The organism is Pseudomonas sp. QS1027 (genome assembly GCF_002814235.1).
Classification (GTDB): Bacteria; Pseudomonadota; Gammaproteobacteria; order Pseudomonadales; family Pseudomonadaceae; genus Aquipseudomonas.
In genome coordinates this window covers 76965-83653 of the sequence record NZ_PHSU01000002.1, presented here as the reverse complement: position 1 = coordinate 83653, position 6689 = coordinate 76965, and the positions used below count along the sequence as shown (strand labels likewise).

General features: G+C 62.3%; 6 protein-coding genes. 4 read left to right on the top strand and 2 right to left on the bottom strand.

Annotated features, from left to right (window positions below; all coding sequences use genetic code 11):
* Positions 1-41 precede the first annotated feature (41 nt).
* Complete coding sequence (locus CWE01_RS00550; RefSeq protein WP_100938573.1) at positions 42-1667, bottom strand: methyl-accepting chemotaxis protein; 1626 nt, start codon at positions 1665-1667, stop codon at positions 42-44.
* Positions 1668-1948: 281 nt separating this feature from the next.
* Between CWE01_RS00550 and CWE01_RS00545 the strand changes: the two genes are divergently transcribed.
* Both CWE01_RS00545 and CWE01_RS00540 read left to right on the top strand, forming a co-directional pair.
* A complete protein-coding gene (locus CWE01_RS00545; RefSeq protein ID WP_100938572.1) occupies positions 1949-2179 on the top strand; it encodes a hypothetical protein in 231 nt (76 codons plus the stop codon).
* Positions 2176-2478, top strand: coding sequence for a cell division protein ZapA (locus tag CWE01_RS00540; RefSeq protein ID WP_100938571.1), 303 nt, complete (start codon positions 2176-2178; stop codon positions 2476-2478). The genes CWE01_RS00545 and CWE01_RS00540 overlap by 4 nt, the downstream gene beginning before the upstream one ends.
* A gap of 205 nt (positions 2479-2683) precedes the next feature.
* Here the strand turns inward: CWE01_RS00540 and CWE01_RS00535 are convergent, their stop codons facing one another.
* Positions 2684-3724, bottom strand: a complete 1041-nt coding sequence (locus tag CWE01_RS00535) for a low specificity L-threonine aldolase (protein WP_100938570.1) — start codon at positions 3722-3724, stop codon at positions 2684-2686.
* Positions 3725-4147: 423 nt separating this feature from the next.
* Here CWE01_RS00535 and glyA point away from each other — a divergent pair, with 423 nt between their 5' ends.
* The gene (gene glyA / locus CWE01_RS00530) at positions 4148-5401 is read left to right on the top strand and encodes a serine hydroxymethyltransferase (RefSeq protein WP_100938569.1); all 1254 of its coding nucleotides are present in this window, start codon (positions 4148-4150) and stop codon (positions 5399-5401) included.
* Positions 5402-5424: 23 nt separating this feature from the next.
* Positions 5425-6675: a sarcosine oxidase subunit beta gene (locus tag CWE01_RS00525; protein WP_100938568.1), complete on the top strand. Its 1251-nt coding sequence runs from the start codon at positions 5425-5427 to the stop codon at positions 6673-6675.
* Positions 6676-6689 lie beyond the last annotated feature (14 nt).

The window sequence follows — 6689 nt, the reverse complement described above, 5'->3', positions numbered from 1 at the left end:
AGCGGAGCTTGCCCGCGAATGGGCCGACCCGGTCTTGAGGTTTACAGACTAAAGCGCGCCACCATGCTGTTCAAATCCACCGCCAGGCGCGACAGCTCATTGCTCGCGGCGCTGGTCTGGTTCGCCCCGGTCGCCGATTGCACCGACAGATCGCGGATATTCACCAGGTTGCGATCCACCTCGCGGGCCACCTGAGCCTGTTCTTCCGCCGCACTGGCGATCACCAGGTTACGCTCGTTGATCTCGACAATGGCCGTATTGATGGTGTCCAGCGCCATCCCTGCGCCCTTGGCGATATTCAAGGTCGACTCCGCCCGCTCGGTGCTGTTGCGCATCGAATCCACCGCCTGCTCGGTCCCACCCTGGATACTGCCGATCATCCGTTCGATTTCGCTGGTGGACTGCTGGGTGCGGTGCGCCAGGGCCCGAACCTCATCCGCCACCACGGCAAAGCCACGACCGGCTTCCCCGGCCCGTGCCGCTTCAATCGCCGCGTTCAAAGCCAGGAGGTTGGTCTGGTCGGCCAGCCCGCGAATCACATCGAGCACCTTGCCGATATCCTGGGATTCCTTGGCCAGGTTGCCGATCAGCGTCGAGGTGCTCTGTACATCGCTGCTCATGCGCTCGATGGCGCCGACGGTTTCCTGGACCAGGTCGCGACCGTCGCCGGCCGAGGCGGTGGCATTCTTCGAAGCTTCAGACGTACTCACGGCATTGCGCGCGACTTCTTCCACGGCGCTGGTCATTTCATTGACGGCGGTGGCGGCCTGCTCGATCTCGTTGTTCTGCCGCACCAGGCCCTTGGCGCTTTCGTCGGTGACGGCGTTCAGTTCTTCCGCCGCCGAAGCCAGCTGGGTTGCGGAACCGGAAATACGCTGCAGGGTATCGCGCAGTTTCTGCTGCATCTTGACCATGGCCTGCAACAGGCGTCCGGCTTCGTCGTTGCCGTCGACCTTGATCGGCCGGGTCAGGTCGCCTTCGGCGATCTGCTCGGCGGCGGTCAGGGCGTCGGCGATGGGGCGGGTGATGCTGTTGGTCAGCAACCAGGCGAGCAGGAGGGTCAGGCCGGTGGCGGCCAGCAGCAAGCCCACCACCATATTGAACGCCAGGCCATACTGGTCGGCGGCCTGTTGGTGGGTGTCGTCGGTCTGCTGGGTATTGATCTCCACCAGCTTGTCGAGCACGGTGTTGACCTGTTCGGAGTTGGCCAGCAAGTCGCTGTTGATCAGGGCTGCCAGTTCAGTGACCTGATTGTTGCGCGACAGGCTTTTCATCCGATCTTCAAGCTGGCGGTACTGGCCGAGCACCTGCACATAGCGGTCGTAGGCCACGCGCTCTTCAGGGCTGCTGATCAGTTTTTCGTAGATGGCCTGGGCCTTGCCGATCTGCTGGTTGCGCTGGCTGAACAGGTCGAGGATTTTCTGTTGTTCGTCGGGGGCGCGGTTGGTGACCAGGCGATAGGACAGCACCCGCAGGCGCAGGGTCAGCTGGGTGAGGTCGTCGAGGCTCTTGATGCTCGGCACGCTGTTGGTGCTGAGCTCTTCGGCGGCGCCGCGGATCTTGCTCATCTGGTTCAGGGCAAATATCCCCAGGATCAGCATCAGCGCGCCGATCAGGGCGAAGCTGAGGAATGCGCGCGGGGCGATGTTCATGTTGCGTAGGGACATGGTGGCTACCTGAGAGGAGGGCGCATTCCGTGCGGCTTTTAAGGCGTATCTGAATGACCTATCGGTCATTCGACTAAAGTCTTAAGCCCCTGCGCGTATTTGTCGCAGGCGAAGGTTTCCGACAGGGGGCGGGGAACATGTCCTGGCAATCGCAGTCCCTAAGGTTCGAAGAAAAGTATCCCGCCAGGAAAATCAAGGCTTTGCGACAGTTTTCCCCTGGCAAACAAGGGGGCTTTTCTTTATCGTACGCGCCCTTTGAAACTGCCCGAGAGATCAAGAAAATGTTGGAAGCTTCCCTGAGTCAATTGGAACAACTGGTCAGTGAGCTGGTTCAGCAAAAACAGGAGCTGCTGGCCGCCAATACCGCGCTGAGCACCGAGCTGGCCCAGGCCAAGGATGAAAACGAAAGCCTGCAACTGAGCCTGATGGAACAGGAAGAAAAGCACGGCGCTACCGCCGCCCGTATCCAGGCGCTGGTCGAGCGTGTCAGCGCAGGTCCCGTGAGCGCATGAGAACCAGCACCGATGGGGTGACCGTCATCTCGATCCTCGGCGAGGAGTATTCGATCAAGGCCCCCGCCGGCCAGGAGCGGACCTTGCAGGACGCGACGGTGATGCTCCGGGCGGCGTTGGCCGACACCAAGAAGAAGTTTCCGACGCTGATTGGCGACAAACTGCTGGTATTGGCGGCGTTGAACCTGTGTTCGCAGCAGATCGAAGCACAGCAGCGTCACCGCGAGGAACTGGACCGTTATCAAGAGCAGGTCAGCGCCACGGTCGAAGTGATTTCGAAAACCATCGGGCAGCACTGAGGGTGTCACCCGGGTTCGGGACCTGTACACGGTCTCTGTAGGAGCGCCGGTCGCCGCTCGATTGCCAGCGATGAGGCTCGCGAGCCTTGTGGTGCCTGTCCGGACACCATCGCCAGCAAGCCGGCTCCTACAGGTCTGTGTTCAACGCAATCTATCGTCGTGCACGGTCCTCTTTAGGCGCCGCGAAGGCCCGTAGCGTCTGTGGTCAGGCGGCCATGACCTCGCGGATATCCGCCGCCAGTTCCCGTACCCGCGCTTCCTCGGTGTCCCACGAGCACATGAAGCGCGCGCCGCCCTTGCCGATGAAGGTGTAGAAACGCCAGCCCTTGGCGGTCAGCGCGGCGATGGCCGGTTCCGAGAGGTGCAGGAACACGCCGTTGGCTTCCACCGGGAACATCAGTTCCACACCGGGGATGTCCTTGACCAGGCTGCTGAGCAACTGCGCGCAGTGGTTGGCGTGGCGGGCGTGCTTGAGCCAGGCGTCGTTTTCCAGCAGGCCGACCCAGGGCGCCGAGAGAAAGCGCATTTTCGAGGCCAACTGCCCGGCCTGCTTGCAGCGATAGTCGAAATCCACCGCCAGGTCGTGGTTGAAGAACAGGATCGCTTCACCCACCGCCATGCCGTTTTTCGTGCCGCCGAAGCACAGTACGTCGACGCCGGCCTTCCAGGTCAGCTCCGCCGGGGTGCAGCCGAGGTAGGCGCAGGCATTGGAGAAGCGTGCGCCGTCCATGTGCAGGTGCAGGCCGAGTTCCTTGCAGGTGGCGCTGATGGCGCGGATTTCATCCGGGGTGTAGACGCTGCCGACTTCGGTGGCCTGGGTCAGGGTCACGACGCGCGGTTTGGGGTAGTGGATGTCCTGGCGCTTGAGGGCGATTTCGCGGATCGAGTCCGGGGTCAGCTTGCCGTTTTCGGTGCGCGCGGTGAGCAGCTTGGAACCGTTGGAGAAAAACTCCGGGGCGCCGCATTCGTCGGTCTCGACGTGGGCGGTCTCCGAGCAGATCACGCTGTGGTAGCTCTGGCACAGCGACGACAGGGCCAGGGAGTTGGCCGCGGTGCCGTTGAAGGCGAAGAACACTTCACTGTCGGTTTCGAACAGCTGGCGGAAGCCGTCGGCGGCGCGCTGGGTCCATTCGTCGTCGCCGTAGGCGCGCTGGTGGCCGTGGTTGGCCTGTTCCATGGCCGCCCAGGCCTCGGGGCAGATACCGGAGTAGTTGTCGCTGGCGAATTGTTGGCTCTTGTCGGTCATGGCCCGGTCCTTGTGAACGATTATGGTGCGCACTGTAACCAGAATTGGCGTTATCGCACAGGCACAGTTTCCGTAGGAAAAGCCTCTATAGATCGAAAGGTTGACGCTGTCCTTGTAGGAGCAGGGCTTGCCCGCGAAGGCGTCAGTATTGTCAACCTGATCTCTGGATCGCCCGCACCGGCCTCTTCGCGGGCAAGCCCTGCTCCTACAAGGGTTGTGGCGTTTTCAAGATCCCTGTTCCAGACGCTGTTCGGCCCTCGACTATCTCAGCGCGCCAAGCCATGTCGTAAACGCACCTTTGCGTGGCGTCCATAGGCATTTGATCGGTCTGCGTCGGCCCTACCATCGCATTCAAAGGGCACTGCCGTCAGGCAACGGCCCCACCGATAAGAATGGCGCACCGCCGCCGCTGGGAGAGATGCGATGTTCAGCAAGCAAGACCAGATCCAGGGTTATGACGATGCACTGATGGCGGCCATGAATGCCGAGGAGCAGCGCCAGGAAGATCACATCGAGCTGATCGCGTCGGAAAACTACACCAGCAAGCGCGTCATGCAGGCCCAGGGCAGCGGCCTGACCAACAAGTACGCCGAAGGTTATCCGGGCAAGCGCTACTACGGCGGCTGCGAACACGTCGACAAGGTCGAGGCTCTGGCCATCGAGCGCGCCAAGCAACTGTTCGGCGCCGATTACGTCAACGTCCAGCCGCACTCCGGTTCCCAGGCCAACGCCGCGGTCTACCTGGCCCTGCTCAACGCCGGCGACACCGTGCTGGGCATGAGCCTGGCCCACGGCGGTCACCTGACCCACGGCGCCAAGGTCAGCTTCTCCGGCAAACTCTACAACGCCGTGCAGTACGGCATCGACACCACCACCGGCCTGATCGACTACGACGAAGTCGAGCGCCTGGCCGTCGAGCACAAGCCGAAAATGATCATCGCCGGTTTCTCGGCCTACTCGAAAACCCTCGATTTCCCACGCTTCCGTGAAATCGCCGACAAGGTCGGTGCCTACTTCTTCGTCGACATGGCCCACGTGGCCGGTCTGGTCGCCGCTGGCCTGTACCCGAACCCGCTGCCTTACGCCGACGTGGTCACCACCACCACCCACAAGACCCTGCGCGGTCCCCGTGGCGGCCTGATCCTGGCCAAGGCCAACGAGGAGCTGGAAAAGAAATTCAACGCCGCGGTCTTCCCCGGTGGCCAGGGCGGCCCGCTGATGCACGTGATCGCCGCCAAGGCCGTGAGCTTCAAGGAAGCCCTGGAGCCGAGCTTCAAGGTCTATCAGCAGCAAGTGATCGATAACGCCCAGGCGATGGCGAGCATCTTTATCAAACGTGGCTACGATGTAGTGTCCGGCGGCACCGACAACCACCTGTTCCTGGTCAGCCTGATCCGTCAGGGCCTGACCGGCAAAGAGGCCGATGCCGCACTGGGCCGTGCCCATATCACCGTGAACAAGAACGCCGTGCCGAACGATCCACAGTCGCCGTTCGTCACTTCCGGTCTGCGCATCGGCACCCCGGCCGTCACCAGCCGTGGGTTCAAGGTGACCCAGTGCGTCGAACTGGCCGGCTGGATCTGCGACATCCTCGACAACCTCGGCGACGCCGATGTCGAAGCGAACGTTGCCAAGCACGTGACAGCCCTGTGCGCGGATTTCCCGGTTTATCGCTGAGAGCGGTTTTGGAGTAAATGACTATGCAACGCTATTCGGGCTTCGGCCTCTTCAAGCACTCTCTCAGCCATCACGAAAACTGGCAGAAGATGTGGCGCACGCCGACCCCGAAAAAGGTCTATGACGTGGTCATCGTCGGCGGTGGCGGGCATGGTCTGGCGACCGCCTACTACCTGGCCAAGGAACACGGCATCACCAACGTGGCCGTGGTCGAGAAGGGCTGGTTGGGCGGCGGCAACACCGCCCGTAACACCACCATCGTGCGTTCCAACTACCTGTGGGACGAGTCGGCGCACCTGTACGAACACGCGATGAAATTGTGGGAAGGCCTGTCCCAGGACCTGAACTACAACGTGATGTTCTCCCAGCGTGGCGTCTACAACCTCTGCCACACCCTGCAGGACATCCGTGACTCGGAGCGTCGGGTCAGCGCCAACCGCCTCAATGGCGTCGACGGCGAACTGCTCAACGCTCAACAGGTGGCGGACGAGATTCCGTACCTGGACTGCTCGAAGAATGCCCGTTACCCGGTGATGGGCGCCACCGTCCAGCGTCGCGGCGGCGTGGCCCGTCACGATGCGGTGGCCTGGGGCTTCGCCCGTGCGGCCGACGCCCTCGGCGTCGACCTGATCCAGCAGACCGAAGTGATCGGCTTCCGCAAGGAAAACGGCGTGTGCATCGGTGTCGAAACCAACAAGGGCTTTATCGGCGCCAAGCGCGTCGGTGTGGTCACCGCCGGTAACTCCGGGCATATGGCCAAGCTCGCCGGTTTCCGCCTGCCGATCGAGTCGCACCCGCTGCAAGCGCTGGTGTCCGAACCGATCAAGCCGATCATCGACAGCGTGATCATGTCCAACGCCGTGCACGGTTACATCAGCCAGTCCGACAAGGGCGACCTGGTGATCGGTGCCGGTATCGACGGCTACAACGGCTACGGCCAGCGTGGTTCGTACCCGGTGATCGAGCACACCATCCAGGCCATCGTCGAGATGTTCCCGGTGTTGTCCCGCGTGCGCATGAACCGCCAGTGGGGCGGCATCGTCGACACCACCCCGGACGCCTGCCCGATCATTTCGAAAACCCCGGTACCGAACATGTTCTTCAACTGCGGTTGGGGCACCGGCGGCTTCAAGGCCACACCTGGCTCGGGCAACGTGTTTGCCGCGAGCCTGGCCAAGGGTGAAATGCACCCGTTGGCCGCTCCTTTCTCCATCGACCGTTTCCACAACGGTGCGTTGATCGACGAACACGGTGCTGCTGCGGTCGCCCACTAACAGGAGAAATCCCT

What these genes read in the sequence shown, in the direction of transcription:
- glyA (WP_100938569.1), top strand. Translation starts at nt 4,148, where the DNA reads ATGTTCAGCAAGCAAGACCAGATCCAGGGTTATGACGATGCACTGATG.
- CWE01_RS00545 (WP_100938572.1), top strand. Translation starts at nt 1,949, where the DNA reads ATGTTGGAAGCTTCCCTGAGTCAATTGGAACAACTGGTCAGTGAGCTG.
- CWE01_RS00540 (WP_100938571.1), top strand. Translation starts at nt 2,176, where the DNA reads ATGAGAACCAGCACCGATGGGGTGACCGTCATCTCGATCCTCGGCGAG.
- CWE01_RS00550 (WP_100938573.1), bottom strand. Translation starts at nt 1,667, where the DNA reads ATGTCCCTACGCAACATGAACATCGCCCCGCGCGCATTCCTCAGCTTC.
- CWE01_RS00525 (WP_100938568.1), top strand. Translation starts at nt 5,425, where the DNA reads ATGCAACGCTATTCGGGCTTCGGCCTCTTCAAGCACTCTCTCAGCCAT.
- CWE01_RS00535 (WP_100938570.1), bottom strand. Translation starts at nt 3,724, where the DNA reads ATGACCGACAAGAGCCAACAATTCGCCAGCGACAACTACTCCGGTATC.